The sequence below is a fragment of the Arthrobacter bambusae genome, assembly GCF_022606295.1.
In the GTDB taxonomy this organism is placed as follows: Bacteria; Actinomycetota; Actinomycetes; order Actinomycetales; family Micrococcaceae; genus Arthrobacter; species Arthrobacter bambusae_A.
Genome location: NZ_JAHHZS010000005.1, coordinates 113,270 through 135,550, shown reverse-complemented (window position 1 = coordinate 135,550; position 22,281 = coordinate 113,270). Strand labels below are relative to the sequence as shown.

17 protein-coding genes are annotated in these 22,281 nt (G+C 64.4%); 12 read left to right on the top strand and 5 right to left on the bottom strand.

What is annotated here, in order from left to right:
* Nucleotides 1–123: 123 nt before the first annotated feature.
* The 3 genes from KNN17_RS05335 to KNN17_RS05325 are packed head-to-tail and all read left to right on the top strand — an operon-like array spanning nt 124 to nt 2,189.
* Complete coding sequence (locus tag KNN17_RS05335) at nt 124–1,338, top strand: inorganic phosphate transporter (protein WP_241707787.1); 1,215 nt, start codon at nt 124–126, stop codon at nt 1,336–1,338.
* Complete coding sequence (locus tag KNN17_RS05330; RefSeq protein ID WP_241707786.1) at nt 1,335–1,556, top strand: hypothetical protein; 222 nt, start codon at nt 1,335–1,337, stop codon at nt 1,554–1,556. The genes KNN17_RS05335 and KNN17_RS05330 overlap by 4 nt, the downstream gene beginning before the upstream one ends.
* A gap of 36 nt (nt 1,557–1,592) precedes the next feature.
* Complete coding sequence (locus KNN17_RS05325) at nt 1,593–2,189, top strand: dihydrofolate reductase family protein (RefSeq protein ID WP_241707785.1); 597 nt, start codon at nt 1,593–1,595, stop codon at nt 2,187–2,189.
* Here KNN17_RS05325 and KNN17_RS05320 read toward each other — a convergent pair.
* Nucleotides 2,142–2,609: a hotdog fold thioesterase gene (locus KNN17_RS05320; protein WP_241707784.1), complete on the bottom strand. Its 468-nt coding sequence runs from the start codon at nt 2,607–2,609 to the stop codon at nt 2,142–2,144. The genes KNN17_RS05325 and KNN17_RS05320 overlap by 48 nt on opposite strands.
* A 157-nt stretch (nt 2,610–2,766) precedes the next feature.
* Here KNN17_RS05320 and polA point away from each other — a divergent pair, with 157 nt between their 5' ends.
* The 4 genes from polA to rpsA all read left to right on the top strand — a co-directional run bounded on the left by polA (nt 2,767) and on the right by rpsA (nt 9,431).
* Nucleotides 2,767–5,409 (top strand): DNA polymerase I, encoded by a 2,643-nt coding sequence (gene polA / locus KNN17_RS05315; protein ID WP_241707841.1) that lies wholly within the window; start codon nt 2,767–2,769, stop codon nt 5,407–5,409.
* 87 nt (nt 5,410–5,496) lie between these two features.
* Nucleotides 5,497–6,813: a GNAT family N-acetyltransferase gene (locus KNN17_RS05310; protein ID WP_241707783.1), complete on the top strand. Its 1,317-nt coding sequence runs from the start codon at nt 5,497–5,499 to the stop codon at nt 6,811–6,813.
* A gap of 237 nt (nt 6,814–7,050) precedes the next feature.
* Nucleotides 7,051–7,788, top strand: a complete 738-nt coding sequence (locus tag KNN17_RS05305) for a polysaccharide deacetylase family protein (protein WP_241707782.1) — start codon at nt 7,051–7,053, stop codon at nt 7,786–7,788.
* A 167-nt stretch (nt 7,789–7,955) separates the two neighbouring features.
* Complete coding sequence (rpsA, locus tag KNN17_RS05300; protein WP_234749534.1) at nt 7,956–9,431, top strand: 30S ribosomal protein S1; 1,476 nt, start codon at nt 7,956–7,958, stop codon at nt 9,429–9,431.
* 333 nt (nt 9,432–9,764) lie between these two features.
* On the opposite strand, the gene KNN17_RS05295 is transcribed toward rpsA, so the two are convergent.
* Nucleotides 9,765–10,454 (bottom strand): IMPACT family protein, encoded by a 690-nt coding sequence (locus tag KNN17_RS05295; RefSeq protein WP_241707781.1) that lies wholly within the window; start codon nt 10,452–10,454, stop codon nt 9,765–9,767.
* Nucleotides 10,455–10,476: 22 nt separating this feature from the next.
* On the opposite strand from KNN17_RS05295, the gene coaE reads away from it, so the two are divergent.
* The 3 genes from coaE (at nt 10,477) to KNN17_RS05280 (ending at nt 15,046) form a co-directional block, all read left to right on the top strand.
* Nucleotides 10,477–11,697 carry a dephospho-CoA kinase gene (gene coaE / locus KNN17_RS05290; protein ID WP_241707780.1) on the top strand — a complete coding sequence of 407 codons (1,221 nt, stop codon included), beginning with the start codon at nt 10,477–10,479 and terminating at the stop codon, nt 11,695–11,697.
* A gap of 45 nt (nt 11,698–11,742) precedes the next feature.
* On the top strand, nt 11,743–13,830 hold the full coding sequence (uvrB, locus tag KNN17_RS05285; protein ID WP_241707779.1) for an excinuclease ABC subunit UvrB: 2,088 nt from the start codon (nt 11,743–11,745) through the stop codon (nt 13,828–13,830).
* A 181-nt stretch (nt 13,831–14,011) separates the two neighbouring features.
* Nucleotides 14,012–15,046, top strand: a complete 1,035-nt coding sequence (locus KNN17_RS05280) for a TerC family protein (protein WP_078108784.1) — start codon at nt 14,012–14,014, stop codon at nt 15,044–15,046.
* 58 nt (nt 15,047–15,104) lie between these two features.
* Here KNN17_RS05280 and KNN17_RS05275 read toward each other — a convergent pair whose 3' ends face one another.
* The 3 genes from KNN17_RS05275 to KNN17_RS05265 are packed head-to-tail and all read right to left on the bottom strand — an operon-like array spanning nt 15,105 to nt 19,514.
* On the bottom strand, nt 15,105–16,439 hold the full coding sequence (locus KNN17_RS05275) for an alpha/beta fold hydrolase (protein ID WP_241707840.1): 1,335 nt from the start codon (nt 16,437–16,439) through the stop codon (nt 15,105–15,107).
* Between the two features lie 28 nt (nt 16,440–16,467).
* Complete coding sequence (locus KNN17_RS05270) at nt 16,468–16,968, bottom strand: GNAT family N-acetyltransferase (RefSeq protein WP_241707778.1); 501 nt, start codon at nt 16,966–16,968, stop codon at nt 16,468–16,470.
* A 20-nt stretch (nt 16,969–16,988) separates the two neighbouring features.
* Nucleotides 16,989–19,514 (bottom strand): DEAD/DEAH box helicase, encoded by a 2,526-nt coding sequence (locus tag KNN17_RS05265; protein ID WP_241707777.1) that lies wholly within the window; start codon nt 19,512–19,514, stop codon nt 16,989–16,991.
* A 57-nt stretch (nt 19,515–19,571) separates the two neighbouring features.
* On the opposite strand from KNN17_RS05265, the gene KNN17_RS05260 reads away from it, so the two are divergent.
* Together KNN17_RS05260 and KNN17_RS05255 are read left to right on the top strand one after the other, a co-directional pair.
* Nucleotides 19,572–20,351: a trans-aconitate 2-methyltransferase gene (locus tag KNN17_RS05260; RefSeq protein WP_241707776.1), complete on the top strand. Its 780-nt coding sequence runs from the start codon at nt 19,572–19,574 to the stop codon at nt 20,349–20,351.
* 138 nt (nt 20,352–20,489) lie between these two features.
* The gene (locus KNN17_RS05255; protein ID WP_241707775.1) at nt 20,490–22,232 is read left to right on the top strand and encodes an ABC transporter ATP-binding protein; all 1,743 of its coding nucleotides are present in this window, start codon (nt 20,490–20,492) and stop codon (nt 22,230–22,232) included.
* The last annotated feature ends 49 nt before the right edge of the window (nt 22,233–22,281 follow it).

Genomic DNA, 22,281 nt, shown 5'->3' with positions numbered 1-22,281 from the left:
TCCACGCCCGCCATAGTTAATTCCGCCAGTACAGTCAGATGAACGCCTGCTGAACTGTTTTGCGTCAGGCAGGCCCCGGGGAAGTGGAACTGCGCATCGTCGACTCTGCAGATTGGGCACCAGGTGGGAATCACCTTCATGGTCGCGCTTGTCATAGCGCTGGCCTTATTTTTTGACTTCACCAACGGGTTCCACGACACTGCGAACGCCATGGCGACTCCGATTGCCACAGGGGCCATCAAGCCCAAAACGGCTGTCGCCTTGGCCGCGGTGCTCAACCTCGTGGGCGCGTTCCTGTCGACCGAGGTGGCAAAGACCATATCGGGAGGCCTGATCCGCGAGGGCACGGACGGTGTCCACATCACGCCGGAAATCATCTTCGCCGGGCTGATGGGAGCGGTCCTGTGGAACATGTTCACGTGGCTCAAGGGGCTGCCGTCCAGTTCTTCGCACGCTCTCTTCGGCGGCCTCATCGGTGCGGCGATCGTCGGCATCGGATTCAACGCCGTCAACTTCGACACCGTGCTCCAGAAGGTCATCCTTCCCGCCGTCTTCTCGCCGCTGCTGGCGGGGGCCGTCGCCTATATATGCACCAAACTGGCCTACGCCCTGACGTCACGCCACGACCCCGAAACCGGCGACAAGCTGACCCAGAAGCGCGGCGGGTTCCGAACCGGCCAGATCTTCACCTCCAGCCTTGTCGCGCTGGCCCACGGCACCAATGACGCGCAAAAGACCATGGGCATCATCACCCTCGTGCTGATCGCCGCCGGAACCCAGCCCGCCGGAAGCGGACCCCAGCTCTGGGTCATCGGGGCCTGCGCGCTTGCCATCGCCATCGGAACCTACGCCGGCGGCTGGCGCATCATCCGGACCATGGGGTCCGGGCTGACCGACGTCAAGCCGGCCCAGGGCTTCTCCGCGGAAGCCAGCACCGCTTCGGCCATCCTCGCGTCCTCCCACCTCGGCTTCGCGCTGTCCACCACACAGGTGGCCTCCGGCTCGGTCATCGGCTCGGGTCTCGGACGCAAAGGCACCACGGTGCGCTGGGGAACTGTCGGGCGCATCGCCACAGGCTGGCTCTTCACCCTCCCCGCGGCCGCGATCGTGGGCGCCTTGACCGCGTTCCTCATCGGCACCGGCACCGCTGGCGTGGTGATCGCCGCCGTTGTGGGCACCGCCGTCGTCGTCTACATGTTCATCTACTCGAGGAAGTCGCACGTGGGCCACCACAACGCCGTCGAAGTCGAGGAAGCCGGCACCGCCGTCCGCTTCCGCAAGAAGAACGCCAAAAAACATAGTCCGAGCAAAAGCACGAGTGAGGACATCCAGGCATGAAGTGGTTGGATCTGGTTCAGGTGGCCGGCGCGACCCTCGTCGCCGCCGTGGTCCTCGTGGTGCTGTATTCGCTCGGCGTCCGGCTCACTGCCGTCGCGGGCGACGCCCGGCAGAAGTCCCCGGCCATGGTCCGGACCCTGGCGTACGCGTGTTTCGCGGCCTGTGGAATTGCCGTGCTTTTCGGGATCTATCTGATCGTTCCGTACTTCACGAAGTAGCTGGGAACCCCGCTGCCTCATGGGTAGGGTGGTGCCATGGCGGACTTCCAGTACTACGTGGCATCCTCGCTTGACGGGTTCATCGCCACGAAAGAAGACGATCTCGGCTGGCTGCTCCAGTTCGAAGAGGCCGAGGGCGTCACCGAGAGCTACGAAGACTTCATGGCGGGCATCGGCTGCATCGTCATGGGTGGCCAGACCTATCGCTGGCTCATGGAGCACGAACCGGGCAAATGGCCCTATCCGGGTGTTCCATGCTGGATCTTCACCCACCGCGAGTATGCAGCGCCGCCCGGCGCGGACGTCACCTTCGTGCGCGGCGAGGTCGCGGAATTCGCACCGGACCTGATTGCCGACGCCGGTGACAAGAACGTGTGGCTGGTTGGCGGTGGGAACCTGGTGGCGCAGTTCGCCAAGGCAGGCCTGCTGGACGAGATGATTGTCACCCTCATCCCCGTCGCCTTGGGTACGGGCAAGCGCCTTTTGCCGGTCGAGAGCCCGACGGCGCCGCTCGAGTTGGTCTCGTCCCGCACCCTCGGTGCCGCAGCAGTCGAGATGCGCTACCGGTTCCCGGCCCGTGCCGGGTCAGCGGACCCTGTTCTCCCGGATCATGTTGGTGATCCGGGCCGTTGACAGTCGCCGGCCGTGTTCGTCGGTCATGACAATTTCATGGGTGGCGAGCGTACCGCCCAAGTGGATGGCCGTGCATGTGCCGGTGACCAGGCCGGCCGCTATGGAGCGATGATGGGTTGCGCCCACCTCGATTCCCACCACGTGGCGTCCGGCTCCTGCATGCAGGGCCGCCGCGAAGGAGCCCAAGGTTTCGGCGAGAACCACATGGGCTCCGCCGTGGAGGATGCCGGCAACCTGGGTGTTTCCCTCCACCGGCATGGTGGCCACGGTCCGTTCCGGCCCGAGCTCAAGGAACCTGATGCCCATCTTCGCCACGAGCGACCCCACCCCGTAACGGGAAAGCCAACCGTGCAACTCCGGCGGAACGCCGGCCGCATTGAGTTCGTCAGTGAACGGGCCCGGCGTGAAATTGTCCATCATGGCAACTAGGCTGGCACCTGTGAGCGAAACAACCAAACCGGACTCAGTTCCAACGTCAACGTCAACTGCCACCGCAACGGCACCAGACCCTTCGGCAACCATTGCGGGCACCGCGGCGGCTGGCCGCCCGAGGCTTCTGGTCCTCGATGGACACTCGATGGCGTTCCGGGCGTTCTATGCCCTGCCGGCTGAGAACTTCGCCACTTCCTCGGGCCAGCATACCAACGCCGTGCATGGCTTCACCTCGATGTTGATCAACCTGATCAAGGACCAGAAGCCCACCCACGTTGCAGTGGCCTTCGACGTCTCGGACGACACGACGTTCCGCAAGGCGGAGTACAGCGAATACAAGGGTGGCCGCAACGAAACGCCCCCGGAATTCCGCGGGCAGATCGATCTCATCGACCAGGTCATGGCGGCCTGGGGGATCAAGACCATCAAGATGCCCGGCTACGAGGCCGATGACATCCTCGCCACGCTCGCGGCACGGGGCGAGGCCGCAGGTTACGAAGTCCTCCTGGTTTCGGGGGACCGTGACGCTTTCCAGCTCATTACAGACAACGTGTTCGTCCTGTACCCGAAACAGGGGGTTTCCAACATTCCCCGCATGGACGCGGCAGCCATCGAAGAGAAGTACTTCGTTCCCCCCTCCCGCTACTCCGATCTCGCCGCGCTGGTAGGGGAGTCCGCCGACAACCTCGCCGGCGTTCCCGGCGTCGGCCCCAAGACCGCAGCCAAGTGGATCAACCTTTACGGCGGCCTGGAAGGGATCCTGGAGAACCTGGATTCCATCGGCGGCAAGGTCGGTGGAGCCCTCCGGGAAAACATCGACGCCGTCAAGCGCAATCGCCGCCTCAACCAGCTCCTGGGCGACCTTGAGCTCCCTGTGACGCTCGCCGAACTCGAGGAGCCGCGTCCTAATCGCCAAGAGGTCGAGACGCTCTTCGACACCCTCGAATTCAGGACCCTCCGCGCCCGGCTGTTCGCTCTCTACGGCGATGACACCGCCGGCGCGCCTGCCGAAACCATCGACGCGCCCGACTACGCGGTCCTGGAAGACGCAGCCGCCCTGGAGGCCTTCTTCGCGGGGGGTGCGGGGAGCCGTGCCGCGGTCGCCGTGCAGTTGGTTCCGGGACGGATTGGCGACGACGCCGCTGCCCTGGCCATCGTGCGGTCCAACGGGGCTGCCTACATCGAGCTGTCGTCCCTGGACGCGGCGGCCGATGCCGTCCTGGCCAAGTGGCTGCGTGATCCCGAAGAGGCCAAGGTCATGCACGAGTTCAAGGACGCCCTGAAGGCCTTGCACCATCGGGGACTTGGCCTGGAAGGCGTGGTGGACGACACCGCCATTTCGGGCTACCTGATCCAGCCGGACCGCCGCAGCTATGAGCTCGCCGAACTCGCCCAGCACCACTTGAGGATCACTGTCGCGGCTGCGGCGGCGCCAACAGGGCAGCTGGAACTCGAATTCGGCGATGGGCCGGACGGTGCCGCAGCCAGCGCGCTCGTCCAGCAGGCCGCCGTCGTGCACGCGCTGAGCAAGCACTTCGAAAGCGAGCTCGCGGAACGCAAGGCCGAGGCGCTCCTGACCACTCTGGAACTGCCGGTCGCACGGGTCCTGGCCCAGATGGAGCTCTCGGGCATCGCCATCTCCACGGAGCGGCTGAACGAGCAGCTCGCTGACCTCGCCAAGGTCATCGACAACGCCCAGGAGCAGGCATTTGCCGCAATCGGCCACGAGGTCAACCTCGGTTCGCCCAAGCAGCTCCAGACGGTCCTCTTCGAAGAACTCGGCTTGCCCAAAACCAAGAAGATCAAGTCCGGCTACACAACGGACGCCGCCTCGCTGAAGGCCCTCCTGGAGAAGACCGGCCACGAGTTCCTGGTTCAGCTCATGGCCCACCGCGAATCCTCCAAGCTGGCCCAAATGCTGGAGACTCTCAAGAAATCGGTGGCAGAGGACGGCCGCATCCACACCACGTACGCGCAGAACGTCGCGGCCACCGGACGCATTTCCTCCAACAACCCCAACCTGCAGAACATCCCGGTGCGCAGTGAGGAAGGCCGGCGCGTGCGCGGGATCTTCGTCGTCAGCGAGGGCTACGAATGCCTGCTGTCGGCCGACTACTCGCAGATCGAAATGCGCATCATGGCCCACCTGTCCGGGGACGAAGGACTCATCGAGGCGTACAAGGAGGGTGAGGACCTGCACCGCTACGTCGGCTCGCACATCTTCAACGTGGCACCGGAAGACGTCACGAGTGCCATGCGGTCCAAGGTCAAAGCCATGTCCTATGGATTGGCGTATGGCTTGACCTCGTTCGGCCTGTCCAAGCAGCTGGAAATCTCGGTCGACGAAGCCAGGACCCTCATGAAGGACTACTTCGACCGCTTCGGCGCCGTGCGCGACTATCTGCGCGGCGTGGTGGAGCAGGCCCGGATCGATGGTTACACCGCCACGATCGAGGGCCGCCGTCGCTATCTTCCGGACCTGACCAGCACGGACCGCCAGCACCGTGAGATCGCCGAACGCATTGCACTGAACTCGCCGATCCAGGGTTCGGCGGCGGACCTCATGAAGCGGGCCATGCTCGGCGTTTCGGCCGAGCTGACCAGCCAGGGACTCAAGTCCCGGATGCTGCTTCAGGTCCATGACGAACTCGTGCTCGAGGTGGCGCACGGCGAACGCGAAGCCGTCGAAAAACTCGTCACTGAACAAATGGGGACGGCGGCCCGGCTCACGGTGCCACTGGACGTGCAGGTAGGCGTCGGCTCCAGCTGGTACGACGCCGGGCACTAGCAGGCGCACCGGCCTGGTTGCAGGCTTCAACGGGGCACGCCGCCGGGATGGTGGCGTGCCCCCATGCTGTCTGGCTAGGCTCGGGACGTGGCTGATCCCAGGGAAACCAACGAAAAATACAACGTCAAGCGCTTTCGTTCCGTCGGAAAGGACAACCCGGACTACGGACAAGCACGTGAGTGGCTCCGCGCCGTCGGCTTCGGATTCCACGACGAGCAGCGAAGCGATGAGCTCATCGACAAGATCCTCGCGATGTACCAAGCGGACAACCGCGAGCTGACCGGCGTCTACGTCAACGAAGAACCACCCTTGCACGCGCTCAACCCGGGGTTTCCGGTGGCTACCTTTGGAACGCTGGAAAACAAACTGAATGTCGGCTTCGGCCAGGAACTGCGGACCCGCCAGATCACCGCCGTCACCGTCCGCGGGACGCACCGGCGCCATGGCATCCTACGGGGAATGATGACCGCGGATCTCGCCGATGCCAAGGACGATGGCTTCGCCATGGCCGCCCTGACCGCATCCGAGGCGTCCATCTACGGCCGCTTCGGCTTCGGCGTCGCAACCTTCGAGCGCAGCATCAAGGTGGACACCGGTCCGAAATTCCGCATCCGGCACGAGCCCGTTGGCCGGGTGGAGATCGCGGATCCCAAGGTCCTCCTCGAACTCGCGCCCGAGGTTTTCGGACAGGTTCACCACCGTACGCCGGGGTCCATCGTGAGGCAGGACTCCTACCGCCATCACGTGTCCGGGGCCATGAAGCGCGACGGCAGCGAGGACAGAGCCATCAAATGTGCGCTCCACTACGCACCGGACGCCACAGTTGACGGCTACGTCTCCTACAAGTTCGCCGGTTGGGATACGAAGCCATACACGGTGGAAATCGTGGACCTCGTCGCCGCGTCGGACTCCGCCTACCTGGAATTGTGGCAGTTCCTGGGCAGCCTGGACCTCGTCGACCAGGTCTCCTGGCCTGACGCGCCCGTTGAAGACCCTCTCGCGTGGGCGCTCGTGGACGGGCGCTGCGTCACGTCATCCGACTACCGCGACATGTTGTGGCTGCGCGTCCTGGACGTCCCGGAAGCCCTGTCGGCACGGCGCTACGGGGCCGACGGGCGGTTGGTGCTGCAAGTCAGGGACGCGCTGGGTTTTGCCGACGGTACGTGGGAATTGACGTCCGACGGCGGCGTCGTAACCGTCAGGGAGGCGGGTGGCGGGAGCCAGGACATGAGCCCGGACCTGAGCATGGATGTCACGGATTTGGGGTCGGTCTTTCTGGGCGCCGTCAGTCCTGTAATCTTGGCTTCGGCAGGCCGGATCCGCGAGCACACGCCCGGAGCAGCATTGGCTGCCCAGCACATGTTCGCCGTCGAACGTCCGGCCCATTGCCTCACACACTTCTAGGCACATCTCCGTACGCAGAACCAACCAACAGAAGAGGATTCCATGGGGGAATTCCAGCCGGGGGGACACTCCTCCGGCCCATCAGGGCTGCCGGGCCGGCGGTCGTTGCTGGCGGCTGCCGCCGGACTCGCAGTAACCGGCCTGGCGGCTTGCGCCCAACAACCGGCAGCTGCACCCGCATCCCGCCCCGCGTCGGGTTCAGCGCCGGTCGTGGAGGATATAGGCCAGCATCCGGTCGTGCCCGAAACGCGGCCCGCGCTGCCGTCGAGATCCCAGGTTGTGGCCGAATACTCCAGGCGCAAGCCCGTCCAATGGGGGCTCGACGTCGTCGGCGTGGTGTCGAAGACAACGTCCCCTCATGCGGTCCTGACGTTTGATGCTTGCGGTGGTCCGAACGGTTCGGAATGCGATCACCGCCTTCTCCAGACCCTGCGCAAGTTCAACGTTCCCGCCACGCTGTTTGTCAACGGTCGCTGGATCAAGGCGAACCCCGGGCTGGCGGCTGATCTCGCGGCCGATCCCTTGTTCGAGCTCGGCAACCACGGCTTCCGGCACCAGCCCCTTTCGGTCAGCGGGCGCTCGGCATACGGCATCACCGGCACGTCCAACGCCGGCGAGGTTTATGACGAAATCATGGGCAACCAGGAAGTCATGGAGCGGCTCTGCGGCAAGGCTCCCCGCTTCTTCAGGGCGGGAACCGCCTACTATGACGACGTCGCGGCAGCGATCACCAATTCCCTCGGACTGGTTCCGGTGAGCTTCACGGTGAATGGCGACGGCGGCGCGACCTTCCCGGCCCCGACGGTCGCGGGCGAGGTGGGAAAAATCGCCGCAGGCCGGGGCGCCGGCCACATTGTGATCTCGCATTTCAACCAGCCCACGAGCGGCACCGCTGAGGGATATGCACGAGCCCTCCCAAGCCTGATGGACCGTGGCGTGACGTTCGCGCGGCTTGGTGACACGCTGCCGCTTTGACCCTCCTTGAGGCGAACGACTAGAATGAACGGGCGCATACTACTTGCGCGCAAATTTACAATCCACAATTCAGGATGACCCGGCGTTTTGCCGTGTCCTGCGGACCGGCGACGGAAAGCGGGCGGTTTGCCTGACCGATACTCTATCCACAACGGAGCCCCTACTACATGACCATCACCTCCACCGAGAAGCCCGGTACCCCCGTAGTCGCGATCAACGACATCGGTACCGCTGAGGACTTCCTCGCAGCTGTCGACGCCACCATCAAGTACTTCAACGACGGAGACCTCGTCGAAGGTATCGTCGTCAAGGTTGACCGCGACGAAGTTCTGCTCGACATCGGTTACAAGACCGAAGGTGTCATCCCTTCCCGTGAGCTTTCCATCAAGCACGATGTCGACCCCGGGGACGTCGTCTCCGTTGGCGATCAGGTCGAAGCCCTGGTGCTCACCAAGGAAGACAAAGAAGGCCGACTGATTCTCTCCAAGAAGCGTGCTCAGTACGAGCGTGCCTGGGGCGACATCGAAAAGGTCAAGGAAGAAGACGGTGTCGTCACCGGTACCGTCATCGAGGTTGTCAAGGGTGGTCTTATCCTCGACATCGGCCTGCGCGGCTTCCTGCCCGCATCCCTCGTCGAGATGCGCCGCGTCCGCGACCTTGCTCCGTACATCGGTCAGCAGATCGAAGCCAAGATCATCGAGCTGGACAAGAACCGCAACAACGTTGTTCTTTCCCGCCGTGCGTGGCTCGAGCAGACCCAGTCCGAGGTTCGCTCCACGTTCCTCAACAAGCTGGAAAAGGGCCAGGTTCGTCCCGGCGTCGTTTCCTCCATCGTCAACTTCGGTGCATTCGTGGACCTTGGCGGCGTAGACGGTCTGGTTCACGTTTCCGAGCTGTCCTGGAAGCACATCGACCACCCGTCCGAGGTTGTCGAGGTCGGCCAGGAAGTCACCGTCGAGGTCCTCGAAGTGGATCTGGACCGCGAGCGCGTGTCCCTGTCCCTCAAGGCTACGCAGGAAGACCCGTGGCAGACCTTCGCCCGCACCCACGCCCTTGGCCAGGTTGTTCCGGGTAAGGTCACCAAGCTGGTTCCGTTCGGTGCGTTCGTTCGCGTCGAAGACGGCATCGAAGGCCTCGTCCACATCTCCGAGCTGGCTGTCCGCCACGTTGAGCTTGCTGAGCAGGTCGTCTCTGTTGGCGACGAGCTCTTCGTCAAGGTCATCGACATCGACCTCGAGCGCCGCCGCATCTCCCTCTCCCTCAAGCAGGCTAACGAGGGCGTTGACGCTGACAGCACCGAGTTCGACCCGGCTCTGTACGGCATGGCCGCTGAGTACGACGAAGAGGGCAACTACAAGTACCCCGAGGGCTTCGACCCCGAGTCGAACGAATGGCTCGAGGGCTACGAGACGCAGCGCGCCGCTTGGGAGCAGCAGTACGCTGACGCCCAGGCACGTTGGGAAGCTCACAAGAAGCAGGTTTCCCAGCACGCTGCTGACGACGCCGCTGCTGCCGCTTCCGGCGAGAGCGACTCCGGTACCACCAGCTACTCTTCCGAGCCGGCTGTCGCCGAGTCCAACGCGGGCACCCTGGCATCCGACGAGGCCCTCGCAGCTCTGCGCGAGAAGCTGACCGGCAACTAATTGCCCCCGGCCCGGATTTCCGGGCCGGATCAAAGCGGCTCCTGCGATTCATTCACGAATCGCAGGAGCCGCTTTTGTTTAACCCTGTCCTACTCCTGCCCGGGTTGCTCTTGCCCGGGTCCCCACGGGACATGCCCATCGTTCGCAGCAAGGACTGGGCATATACCCACTATGTCCAGTGGTGGTGGTCGGGGGAGAGCATGTCCCTGCGTGGAAGCCCAGCCGTGTCCCGGGTCCCCACGGGACATGCCCCTCGTTCGCAGCAAGGACTGGGCATATACCCACTATGTCCAGTGGTAGTGACAAGGGGTGGGCATGTCCCTGTGTGGAAGCTCAGCCCTGGACGTCGACCCATTCCGTTCCACGCAACTGGAGTCCCGAGGCGCCTGCGGTCATGGATGCAAGCCGCTCACCGGCGTCGGCGATTGCGTTTGCATCATCGGGCAGGGCCACGCGCAGGATCGTCTCTGAGGGCCCGTAGCTTGTTTCGGCCATGACGTAGCCCGCGGAGCGCAGATCGTTTTCCAGCTTTCCGGCCGCGTGGTGGGGCACCGGGATGTCGCACATCCGCAGGCGACGCCGCTGAACCAGGGGAGCGGAGTCCAAAGCGGCCGAGACTGACTCGGAGTAGGCACGGACCAGTCCGCCGGCGCCCAGGAGGATCCCGCCGAAATAGCGGACGACGACGGCGCTCACGTCGCTGAGGTCAGTCACCCCGGGCAGTGTCTCGCGTTTGATGAGCGCCTCGAGCATGGGGATGCCGGCAGTTCCGGAGGGCTCGCCGTCGTCGTTGGAACGCTGGATGGCGCGATCAGGGCCCAGGACGAATGCCGAGCAATGGTGCCGGGCGTCATGGAATTCCTTGCGCAGTCCGGACGCCAACGCGCGGGCGGCATCCTCGTCGGAGGCGCGGCGCAGCACGGTGATGAAGCGCGAACGCTTGATCTCGAGTTCATGGCGGAAACCGTCACCGGGGGCCAACGTTGTGTACGAGGTCGCCCGGCTTTCTTCCTGTTCTGCCACCGACCCAGTCTAGTGTGGAGGGGTGCTGAAGATTGGACTTACCGGCGGGATCGCCTCCGGCAAATCACTCGTGTCCGCCCGGCTGAGGGAGTTGGGCGCCGTCTTGATCGACGCCGACGCTCTGGCACGCGAAGTCGTGGAGCCGGGCACGCCGGGCTTGGCGGGCGTCGTGGCCGAGTTTGGTGAAGACATCGTCGACGCCGGGGGTCGCCTTGACCGTGCACGCCTCGGCGCGATTGTCTTCGCTGAGCCCGATCGCCGGGAAGCACTCAACGCGATCATCCATCCGCGCGTGAGGGAGCGGGCTGCCGGGATGCTCGCGACCGCGAAACCCGGAGACATCGTCGTCCAGGATATTCCGTTGCTGGTCGAAACCGCGCAGGGGAGCAGTTTCCACCTGGTGCTGGTGGTCGACGCCCCGGACGGGGAACGGATCCGGCGCATGACGGAGAACCGCGGCATGACAGCCGAGGACGCGGTCTCCCGCATGGCCGCTCAAGCCAGCAGGGATGAACGGTTGGCGGCGGCCGACATCGTGTTGGACAACTCGGGAAGCGTGCAGGACATCACCGCACTCGTGGACGCCTTGTGGGAAGAGCGATTGGTCCCGTTCGCACGCAATCTTGCGGCCGACCGGCCGGCGCCACGAACCAGCGGCCCCGTATTGTCACCGCCAAACCCCGACTGGCCGGTCCAGGCTGAACGTCTGCTTGCCCGGATCCGGCGGGTATCTCCTGAGGTCCTGGGTGCAGACCATATCGGTTCGACGTCGGTTCCCGGCCTTCCTGCAAAGGACGTCATCGACCTGCAAGTGAATGTGTCCTCGCTGGACGCCGCCGACCGGATAGCCCGGGCCCTGGGCGAGGCCGGCTTCCCGTTGCGGGAGGCCTCAGCCCGCGACACCCCCAAGCCGCCTGACCTGGATCCATTGGCATGGCAAAAACGCTTCCACTGCAACGCCGACCCCGGACGGCCCGCCAATGTCCACGTCCGGGTCCTTGGAAGTCCGGGGTGGCGTTATGCCTTGTTGTTCCGCGATTGGCTCCGCGCCAACCCCGACGCCCTGCGCATGTATGCGGACCTGAAGCACGAGCTCGCCGCGCTCCACGCCGGAGACCGCAGGACCCTGGCGTACGCGGAAGCCAAGGAGCCGTGGTTCACCGAGGTCGCCTGGCCGCTCATGGACTCCTGGGCCGGAAGCAGCGGCTGGCACCCGCCGTCGTACTCCGCGGCGCAAGCCTAGAAAACGCGGACAGTAACTGTCCGCGGGCGGGGGTACATTGGATTCATGAGTCTTGCCCAGGAGATCAACCGCGTCGTCGCGCCCTTTGAGGTCATCAGCGAATTCAAGCCGGCAGGTGACCAGCCGGCCGCCATTGCGGAGCTGACTGAACGGATCAACAACGGCGAAAAAGACGTCGTGCTGCTCGGCGCCACCGGTACGGGCAAGAGCGCCACCACTGCCTGGTTGATCGAGCAGGTCCAGCGGCCCACCCTGGTGATGGTCCAGAACAAGACCCTTGCCGCGCAGCTCGCCAACGAGTTCCGGGAACTGCTGCCCAACAACGCGGTGGAGTACTTCGTTTCGTATTACGACTACTACCAGCCCGAAGCCTACGTTCCGCAGACGGATACGTTCATTGAGAAGGACTCCTCCGTGAACGAGGAAGTCGAGCGGTTGCGGCACTCGGCTACCAACGCGCTGCTGACCCGCCGGGATGTCATCGTGGTGGCTACCGTTTCCTGCATCTATGGCCTCGGCACCCCGGAGGAATACATCGCCGGAATGGTCACGCTCACCAAAGGCGCCGAAATGAACCGGGACGATCTCCTGCGCAAGTTTGTCGGCATGCAGTACACCCGCAACGACATGGACTTCCACCGCGGCACCTTCCGCGTCCGCGGAGACACCGTGGAAATCATCCCCATGTACGAAGAGCTGGCCCTGCGCATCGAGTTCTTCGGCGACGAGATCGAGAACATCTACACGCTGCATCCGGTCACGGGCGATGTCATCCGCGAGGAAACCGAGATGTACATCTTCCCGGCCTCGCATTATGTCGCCGGTCCGGAACGCATGTCCCGCGCCATCACCGCCATCGAGGGGGAACTCGCCGAGCGGCTCAAGGTCCTCGAAGGCCAGAACAAGCTGGTGGAAGCCCAGAGGCTGCGCATGCGCACCACGTACGACCTCGAGATGATGCAGCAAATGGGATTCTGCAACGGCATCGAGAACTACTCGCGGCACATCGATGGCCGCGGCTCCGGCACGGCCCCGCACTGCCTCATCGACTACTTCCCGGACGACTTCCTGCTGGTCATCGACGAATCCCACGTCACCGTTCCACAGATCGGCGCCATGTACGAAGGCGATATGTCGCGCAAGCGCACCCTCGTGGACCACGGCTTCCGGCTGCCTTCCGCGATGGACAACAGGCCGCTCAAATGGGATGAGTTCCTGGAGCGGGTGGGCCAGACCGTCTACCTTTCCGCGACCCCCGGAAAATATGAGCTCGGCAAGGCCGACGGGACCGTCCAGCAGATCATCCGCCCCACCGGGCTGATCGATCCCGAAGTCATCGTGAAGCCCACCAAGGGCCAGATCGACGATCTCCTCGGGGAAATCCGGACCCGGGTGGAGCGCGACGAACGCGTGCTGGTCACCACGCTGACCAAGCGCATGGCCGAGGACCTCACCGACTACCTGCTGGGCCATGGGGTCAAGGTCCAATACCTGCACTCCGACGTCGACACCCTCCGGCGCGTGGAACTGCTCCGGGAACTCCGCATGGGCAGCTTCGACGTCCTGGTGGGCATCAACCTGCTCCGCGAGGGCCTCGACCTGCCCGAAGTGTCACTTGTCAGCATCCTCGACGCCGACAAGGAAGGCTTCCTCCGTTCTGCCACGTCCCTCATCCAGACCATCGGGCGCGCGGCCCGAAACGTCTCGGGCCAGGTCCACATGTACGCCGACCGGATCACCGACTCCATGGCCAAGGCCATCGAGGAAACCAACCGCCGCCGGGAAATCCAGGTCAAGTACAACACGGACAATGGTGTGGATCCGCAACCGTTGCGCAAGAAGATCGCAGACATCACCGATCAACTTGCCCGCGAAGACGCCGACACCCGCGAGTTGCTGGCCGCAGCCGGAAAGGGCGGCCGGACCGGCAAGGGCAAGGGCGCTTCGAAGGTCCGTCAAGACGGCCTGGCCGCGGCGCCGGCCGAAGACCTCGTGGGTCTGATCGAACAACTGACCGAGCAGATGCATGCGGCCGCCGCCGAACTCCAGTTTGAGATCGCAGCGAGGATCCGTGACGAGGTGGGAGACCTCAAGCGCGAACTACGCCAGATGCAGTCCGCCGGGCATGCCTAGGGTAAAGTTGGGCCTACGTAGGGGAGTATCCCAAGCGCTAAGTCCGTCAACACGCAAGGCACAGACGCCTCGCCGGGCCTAGCGGATCGCCGTTTGAGCGTTGATTGCCTATTGAGCATGGACACGCAGGCAGGTCGGAGAGACTTACGCCGTTTTGGCGTACCTGCGAAAGGCATTCTTGATGCAACTCCCCGCCTGGTTTGAGATCGGCTCCTTCGTCGTTCTCGGAATCATCCTCCTTGTCGACCTTCTTTTGGTGATCAAACGTCCGCATGAACCCTCCATGAAGGAAGCAGGCCTCTGGGTCGCCTTCTACGTCACCCTCGCTTTGGTGTTCGCCGGGGCGATGTTCGCGTTTGCCGGCCCGGAGCATGGCAGCCAGTTCATCGCCGGTTGGGTGACCGAATACAGCTTGAGTATCGACAATCTCTTTGTCTTCATCATCATCATGGCGCGGTTCTCGGTGCCCCGTAAGTATCAGCAGGAAGTGCTCATGGTGGGCATCATCATTGCCCTGGTCCTGCGCGGTATCTTCATTGCCCTTGGCGCCGTGGTGATTGAGCAGTTCAGCTGGGTCTTCTACATCTTCGGCGCGTTCCTGCTGTGGACCGCATGGAAGCAGGCCACGGACAACGGCGAAGACGAGGAAGACGCCGCCGAAAGTCCGCTGATTGCCCGCATCCGCAAAGTTGTCCCGATGTCGGAGAAGTTCGACGGCGGCAAGCTGAGGACCACGGTCGACGGCAAGAAGCTGTTCACTCCCATGCTGATCGTCTTCGTGACCATCGGCATGACGGACCTCCTGTTCGCCGTGGATTCCATTCCGGCCATTTTCGGACTGACACAGAGCGCCTTCATCGTCTTCACCGCGAACATCTTCGCCCTGATGGGCCTTCGCCAGCTGTACTTCCTGCTGGGCGGACTCATGACCCGCTTGATCTACCTCAAGCACGCCTTGTCGGTCATCCTCGCGTTCATCGGCGTCAAGCTGGTCCTGCACGCCATGCACGTCAATGAACTGCCGTTCATCAACGGCGGCCACCATATTGACTGGGCGCCGGAGATCCCGACCTATGTGTCCCTGGCGGTCATCATCGGCACCATCGTGGTGGCGGTTGTCGCGAGCCTGCTGACCCCGGCGGCTGCGAAATCCAAACTGGATGCCCGGCTCGAGGAGGACTCCCGCAAGAGCATGAACAAGGTCAGCGGCCACTAACAACCGCCGAGCCATTGACACAGCAGAACTGAGCCCCGGTCAGCGCTTTGGCCTGGGCTCAGTTCTGGCCGCGGGCCATTCCCAGGAGCCGGTTGAAGATTCCTTCCCCGTCTTCGCCGATGCCGTCGTGGTGAAAGTCTCCGGTGGTCCAGGCACGCAGTCCGCGTACCGCCGCGGCGGTTTCCATGGACAGCTGGAAGTCGACATAGATGTCGTCGCGGTACACGGCAGCCGCGACCGGCACGGTGTTCGCTTTCAACCGGGACACATCGTAGAGCGGTTTCCAGTCTTGTTTGGCGGCCAACAGCGCGGCTACTTCCTGAAGGGGCACAAGCGCCGGATCCTGCTCGAAGTACCAGGGGTAGACCATTTCGCCGGTCAGGAGCGGCTCTGCGGCGTCGGGACGGAATTCCGGGAATTCCGAGCCCACCCGCCACGCCGCCCAGTCGGTGGCCTGGCCCTGGCCGTAGATGGACTCGTGCAACACCGCGTACAGCGGATTCGATGCGCGGGAGACCAGCCCGTGGACCTGTTCGAGGAAGGCGTCGGAGAGCCGTTCTCCGTCGGGCGTGGGCACGAACGCATCCTCCAGGAGGGTGTGCAGGGCATCCACCCGGGCGTTTCCGCCCAGGAACGATCCCACCATTTGGAAGCGCTCCGGAGTGAGTGGTTCCCCGCTGGGCAGCCGCTCCTCCGTGGACTCCAGATGCCGCGCAATCCGGGTGACCAGGCCGCGGTCCTCGGGGTACCACGCGAAGTATTCCGCGTTACGTTCCGCAACCCGTTGGAAGGTTGCCCGGTAGACCCGCTCGGCCGGGCCTTCCAACGGCGCCAGCCCGCCCGTGATGAGCACTTCGCTCAAGCCTTCCGGCGCGAAGGACAAGTAGGTCAGCGCGCAGAAACCGCCGAAGCTCTGGCCAAGGACGGTCCACGGCTCCGAGCCCAGCGCCTTCCGGATGAGTTCGGCGTCGGCGACGATCGAGTCCGCCCGGAAATGCGCGAGGTAGCCAGCCTGCGCTGCCGCGTCGCCCCGGAGCGGCAAGGTGTTGCGGTCCGCCGGCGTGGACAGGCCCGTGCCGCGTTGGTCCAGCATCAGGATGCGGAAACTCCTTGCGGCAGCCTTCATCCAGCCGGACAGGGAGGTGGTCCGGGTGCCGCGTCCGCCGGGGCCGCCTTGGAGGTAGAGCAACCACGGCAGCCGGTCCGCGTCCTCTTCCGAGTGCTCGGCAGAGACGATCTCCCGCGCGAAGACGGTGATCGTTTTCGCGTTGCCTGGAGCTTCTTCACCTCCGGACGCCCAATGGTCGAGCGGGACGGTGAAGAAATGCTCGGTGGTGCGGACACCCCGGAATTCGTGCCTTGCCCGGATGGTGTGCGCCGCTTGCCCAACCATGGGCTCAGCGAGACCCCCGACCGTGCGCTCAGCCACGGGCCATGACCTTGTCATCGCTGCCGAAGGCGCCCAGGGCGTCGCCGCTCAGGCGGAACGTGGACCAGCCGTCCATCGGAACGGCACCGAGGTTGCGGTAGAAGTTGATGGACGGTTCGTTCCAGTCCAGGACGCTCCATTCGACCCGCGCATAGCCGCGTTCGACGGCGGTCGCGGCCAGGTGCCGCAGGAGCGCCTTCCCGTGGCCCTCGCCTCGCGCAGCGGGAGTGACGTAGAGGTCCTCGAGGTAGATGCCGTGGACGCCTTCCCACGTGGAGTAGTTCAGGAACCACAAGGCAAAGCCCTGGACATCCCCGGCCGCGTTTTCCGCCATGTGTGCGTACACCCGCGGATTTTCGCCGAACAAAGCCTCGGTGAGCATTTCCGGCGTGTTCTTCACGGCGTCGGGCTCTTTTTCGTAGACCGCAAGCTCGTGGATCATCTGCAGGATCGCGGGAACATCGGATAATGTGGCTGGGCGGATAACACTCATGATTCGAGCTTACTAGGCGCCTAGAGACGGTTGACCGCGGTCACCCTGACCACGGCCGTGCCGCTCTCGTCGGAGGCTGCCAGGTCCACTTCGGCGGACACGCCCCAGTCATGGTTGCGGGCCGGGTCATCGAAAATCTGCCGTACGCGCCAGACGCCGGGTTCCTCGGTGATCATGAGGAGTCCCGGGCCCCGGGCATCGGGGCCGGTTCCGATGTCGTCGTGTTCGTCGAAGTAGTCGTCCAAAGCGTCTTCCCAGCGTTCCGCATCCCAGCCGCTGCCGGCGTCGAGCTCGCCCAGGGCGGCCGCATCCTCGTCCGCGAACAACTCAACGCGCCGGAACATTTCGTTGCGGACCATGACCCTGAAGGCGCGGATGTTGGACGTGAGCGACGGCGGCGCGGGAGGCGGAGCGTCGTGCGGCGTCGGGGCCACCCCGGAGGTAAGCTCTTCCCACTCGTCGAGCAGGCTCGAGTCGACCTGGCGGACCAGTTCACCCAGCCAGGCGATGAGGTCCTCGAGGTCTTCGCGAAGGGAGTCCTGGGGGACGGTCTGGCGCAGGGCCTTGAACCCATCGGCCAGATACCGCAGCACGATCCCTTCGGAGCGGGCGAGCCCATAGAACTGCACGAACTCACCGAAATTCATGGCGCGCTCATACATGTCGCGGACCACCGACTTCGGAGCAAGCTCGAAGTCGCCCACCCAGGGTGCAGCCTTCCGGTACACCTCAAACGCTTCGCCGAGGATCTCCGCCAACGGCTGGGGGTAGGTGACCTCTTCGAGCATCGCCATTCGCTGGTCGTAATCGATGCCATCGGCCTTCATCGCGGCGACGGCCTCGCCGCGTGCCTTCTTCTGCTGCGCAGACAGGATCTGCCGTGGCTTCTCGAGGGTTGACTCGATCACGGACACCACGTCCAAGGCGTACGACGGCGACTCCGGATCCAGGAGTTCGAGCGCGGCAAGCGCGAACGGTGAAAGAGGCTGGTTCAGCGCGAAGTTGGCTTGCAGGTGAACGGTCAACCGCACGGAGCGGCCTTCTTTCTCCTGCTCGGCCTCGGGAATGCGTTCGACCACGCCGGCTGCCAGCAGCTCGCGGTAGATGCCCAAGGCCTTCTTCATGAGCTGCAGCTGGGCGGGGCGCGCCTCGTGGTTTTCGGTCAGGAGACGACGGGCAGCGGCGAACGGGTCGCCAGGGCGCTCCATCAAGTTGAGCAGCATGGCATGGGTCACGGTGAAACTCGAGGTCAACGGGTCCGGCACGGACTCCACCAAACGGGTGAAGGTGGGCTGCCCCCAGGACACGAAGCCTTCCGGCGGCTTCTTCCGCACGACCTGCCTCAGCTTCTTCTGGTCGTCGCCGAACTTGGCGGTGGCCTTTGCCATCGCCTTCGCGTTTTCCACGACGTGTTCGGGAGCCTGCACCACGACCGTTCCGGCAGTGTCATAGCCCGCACGGCCGGCGCGGCCCGCGATCTGGTGGAACTCCCGGGAGTTCAGCAGGCGGGTGCGGACGCCGTCGTACTTGCTGAGCGCCGTCAGGAGGACAGTGCGGATGGGAACGTTGATCCCGACGCCGAGCGTGTCGGTGCCGCAAATGACCTTCAGGAGTCCTGCCTGTGCCAATTGCTCCACGAGGCGGCGGTACTTCGGCAGCATGCCCGCGTGGTGGACGCCGATGCCATGGCGGACCAGCCGGTTCAGGGTCTTGCCGAAGCCGGCGGCGAACCGGAAACCGGCGATCAGCTCGGCAATCTTGTCCTTCTCCTCGCGGGTGCACATGTTGACGCTCATGAGGTTCTGGGCACGCTCGATGGCCTCGACCTGGCTGAAATGCACCACGTACACGGGAACCTGCTTGGTGCTCAGCAGCTCCTCCAGGGTTTCGTGGACCGGCGTTTCCTGGAAGTAGTAATGCAGCGGGATGGGCCGTTCGGCCGAACTCACGGTGGTAGTGGACCGCCCGGTGAGTTCGCTCAGGCCGGCTTCGAAGCGGCTGACGTCTCCCAGGGTGGCCGACATCAGCAGGAACTGGGCCTGGGGGAGCTCAAGGAGCGGCACTTGCCACGCCCAACCGCGCTGGGGATCGGAATAGAAGTGGAATTCGTCCATGATGACCGTGCCGAGCTCGGCCTCCTTGCCTTCGCGCAAGGCGATGTTGGCGAGGATTTCTGCGGTGCAGCAGATGATCGGGGCGTCCTGGTTGACTCCCGAATCACCGGTGATCATGCCCACGTTCTCCGCTCCGAAAATGTCGCAGAGGGCGAAGAACTTCTCGGAGACCAGGGCCTTGATGGGGGCCGTGTAGTAGCTGCGCAAGCCGCGGGACATCGCCTCGAAGTGCGCGGCGATCGCCACGAGGGACTTTCCAGAGCCGGTGGGGGTCGCCAGGATGACGTTGGAACCGGACGCTAGTTCCATGATGGCTTCGTCCTGGGCAGGGTACAGCTGGAGCCCGCGGCTCTCCGTCCATTCGACGAAGCGTGTGTAGATTTCGTCCGGGTCAACGCGTGCGCCGTCGGTGAGCTGCTCAAGAAGTTTCATTGCCTTCCAGCTTAGTGTGGGTGGAGCAGACGACGGAGACCGACGATGGAGCATGCAGTGAAGTGGGATCCAGCCAAGTACGTCGAGTTCGGCAATCACCGTGACCGGCCGTTCTTTGACCTGGCCTCGAGGATCCTGGCGGAGGATCCGCGGCACGTCGTGGACCTGGGCTGCGGCCCGGGGAACCTGACGGCGACGCTCGCGACGCGGTGGCCCCGCGCCGCCGTCGTCGGGCTGGACTCCTCAGCGGACATGCTGGCCAAAGCCCACGCCCTCGCTGCCGCGCACCCTGCTCTTTCGTTCGTGCACGCCGACATCGCCGGGTGGACGCCGGAAGCGGACACCGACGTCGTCGTCAGCAACGCGGCGTTGCAATGGGTGCCGGGCCACTTGACGATGCTCGCCGCGTGGCTTGAAGCGCTGAAACCGGGAGCCTGGTTTGCGCTCCAGGTCCCCGGAAACTTCGGTGCGCCGTCCCACGTGCTCATGCGCGAACTGGCCGCCTCGCCCGAATGGTCCGGGAAGCTGTCCGGCGTGCTTCGCCACGACGACGCCGTCGGGGAACCGGCCGACTACCTGCGGATCATGCTCGACGCCGGATGCGCAGCCGACGCTTGGGAAACGACCTACCAGCAACTTCTGCCGGGAGCCGATCCGGTCCTGGAGTGGGTGCGGGGAACCGGCCTGCGTCCGGTGCTCGCAGCCCTCCCCGAAGCCGAAGCGCGCGCTTTCGAAAACCACTACGCGGCGGCCCTCCGCGAGGCCTATCCACGGGGGCGGCACGGCACGCTGTTTGCGTTCCGCAGGATTTTTGCGGTGGCACAAAAACAGGGCTGAGCCGGCCCAGGTCCAAAGGACTCCGGAAACGCCCTGATGACAAGGATTCGCACTGTGATCTGAACTACAATGGCAACGCGATCCAGGGGCGGCATCGTGTGAAATCCGCGGCTCCGGAGGCCAACGATTGGAGGCAATGTGCTGGCATCCTTGCTGTTGCAGCGCCTGGCTCCCTACAAGAGCCACGTCTTGGCCATCGTTCTCCTGCAGCTTGTCCAGACCGGCGCCACACTCCTCCTGCCCACCTTCAATGCCAAGATCGTCGACGACGGCCTCGTCGCCGGGAACAGCGGGGTGATCCTGCGCCTCGGCGGGTGGATGCTGGTCCTCACGGTCATCCAGGTGCTCGCCGCCGTGCTGGCCGGCTACCTTGGAGCCATTGTCGCCATGAAGGTCGGCCGCGGACTGCGGCAGGAACTGTTCGACAAAATACATTCCCTGCCGGACCAGGACGTGGCGGCGTTCGGACCGGCCAGCCTTGTGGTCAGGACCACCAACGACGTCCTGCAACTGCAGAACATCACGGTGCTCGTTTTGAGCATGCTGGTGGCAGCTCCCGTCATGGGTATCGGCGGCGTGATCCTCGCCGTCGAACAGGACGTGGCCCTGTCCTGGATCGTTTTCGCGATTGTTCCCGTGCTGCTGCTCATCATGCTGTTGATAGTGCGCAAGCTCGTCCCGCTGTACCGCGAGGGCCAAAACCTGGTGGACCGGATAAACGGCGTGCTCCGCGAACAGATCCTGGGGACCGCGGTCATCCGGGCATTCGTCCGCCAGCCCTTTGAGATGAAACGGTTCGAGGCCGCCAACGACGCCTTGACAAAGAACAATCTCCGTTCTGCCCGGATCGTCGCGGCCATGCTTCCGCTCGTCATGATCGTGGTCAACCTCTCCTCCGCGGGCGTGGTCTGGCTCGGCGGCCACCGCATCATCGCCGGAGACATGCAGCTGGGTGCACTCACGGCGTTCATCGCCTACATCATGCAGATCCTCCTTGCGATCATGATGGCAATGTACGTGTTGAGCACGGCGCCCCGCGCGGCTGTCAGCGCCGAGCGCGTCACCGAGGTGCTCAACACGGATTCCGAAACGGTCTTGCCGGGCAACGGTGCCGGCGGGTTGGTCCGCCCCGCGAGGCCCGAAGGCTTGCGCTTCGAGAATGTCGTTTTCGCCTACCCTGGAGCCGAAACGCCCGTACTCGACAGCATCACCTTCCATGCGGCTCCGGGGACCACGACGGCGGTCATCGGCTCCACGGGAAGCGGCAAGTCGACCATCGTCAGCCTGGTGCCGAGGCTGCTCGAGGTGAGCAGCGGAAGCATTTCGCTCGATGGCCGGGACATTGCCGGGGTTCCCCTCGGGGCCTTGCGCGAGCAGCTCGGCGTCGTGCCCCAGGAGAGCTGGTTGTTTCGCGGAACCATCGCCGAGAACCTGCGGATTTCGCTGCCCTCGGCCACGGATTCCCAGTTGTGGCATGCCCTTGAAACCGCGCAGGCAGCGGATTTCGTGAATGAGCTGCCGCAAGGACTGGAAACCATGTTGTCCCAAGGCGGCGCCGGGCTCTCCGGCGGCCAGCGACAGCGTTTGTGCATAGCCCGCGCCATTCTGCGCCCGGCATCCGTCTACCTCTTTGACGACAGCTTCTCGGCGCTGGACACCGTCACGGAAGCAAAGCTCCGTGCCGCGCTTGAGCCGGAACTGCGCGGGGCAACCATCATCATCGTCGCCCAACGCGTCAACACCGTGGTGTCGGCGGACCAGATTCTGCTCATCGACGAGGGCCGCCTGGTGGCGCGGGGGACCCACGACGAACTTCTTGGTTCCTCGGAAACCTACCGGGAAATCGTGGCGTCCCAGCTGGAAACGGAAGAAGCCGCGTGAGCAGCGCAAGCGAGCTCCTCGCCGTCACAGGGAAACCATCGCGGTCGCT